Origin of the sequence: Halomonas sp. IOP_14, assembly GCF_021021315.1 — a bacterium.
Lineage (GTDB): Bacteria > Pseudomonadota > Gammaproteobacteria > Pseudomonadales > Halomonadaceae > Vreelandella > Vreelandella titanicae.
Map to the genome: position 1 here is coordinate 1 of NZ_JAINWD010000109.1, position 1,095 is coordinate 1,095.

General features: G+C 56.0%; 1 protein-coding gene. It reads right to left on the minus strand.

The features are described from left to right. Positions 1 to 7: 7 nt before the first annotated feature. Entirely contained in the window at positions 8 to 1,000 is a 993-nt protein-coding gene (locus K7H09_RS24315; protein WP_230806382.1) for an IS30 family transposase, read from the minus strand. Between the last annotated feature and the right edge of the window lie 95 nt (positions 1,001 to 1,095).

The window sequence follows — 1,095 nt, forward strand, 5'->3', positions numbered from 1 at the left end:
CCTGAATTCAAACATTAAGCGCAGCACCCGCGGTTTTCAGCGCCCCTGAATACTCTCCCAGGAACACTTGTGCCGGTGTCCGATACCCCAAGCGTTTTCTGGGGCGATTGTTCAACTTGGCAACGACTCTCCTCAATGCTGAGTCTCTCACCTTTCGGAAGTCCGTCCCTTTCGGGAAATACTGCCTAATCAGGCCGTTGGTGTTTTCATTAGTGCCACGCTGGCATGAGCGGTATGGGTCGCAAAAATAGGTCTTGGCCGAGACGGCCTTGGCAACCTGTCGGTGCTCGGCGAATTCCGAACCGTTATCCAAGGTGATGGTTTGCACTGCGCCTCGGCGTGGCTTTAATAAACGGGTCATCGCTTTGGCCGTTCCAGTGGCCGTGATCGTCGACAGGCGCGCTGCCAAGAGGTAACCGCTGCGTCTCTCGACCAGGGTCACCAGGCCAGATTCTTTATGGCCTTTGAGCACCGTATCGCCTTCCCAATGGCCGATATGGCGCCTTTCTTCCGCTTCGGCGGGACGCTGTTCAATGCCTACCCGGTGTGGAATTTTGCCCAGTCCCGCATGCTTGGCCAATCGGCGCTGATAGCGCCGCTGGCGCGGTAGCCGGAGTTGCTTCCATAATTCGCCGCCGCGTTTCTTGTCGTCCCAGATTAGCGCATAGATCCACTGATGGCTTACGCAAACGCCGTTGGCATTCGCCATGAAGCCACTAATTTGCTGGGGGCTCCATTCGTCCATCAGTTGATCAGTGACCCATCGCATCAGACTGGGCAGGCGCTTCGTCACTTTCCAGGCGCTGCGTCGGCGCTGATCACTTCTCGATTGCGCATGATCAGGCGCATAGCCAGTCGTAAGCCCATTGCGCTTTATCTCCCGGCTAATGGTGCTGCTGTGAACCCCAATCGCCTTGGCTATTTGTCGCTGGCTGATGCCCGTCTCAAGATAAGCAAAAATTTGGTATCGTTGGGCCTGGGTCAGTTGTCGGTATCCCATGCTCTGCTTCACTTTGGTCGGTAAAGTCGAGAGGGTACCGGCGCTGGCCCTCCTTCCTCTACTGTGTGATCCAAAGTGCTGCGGTTATTCTATGA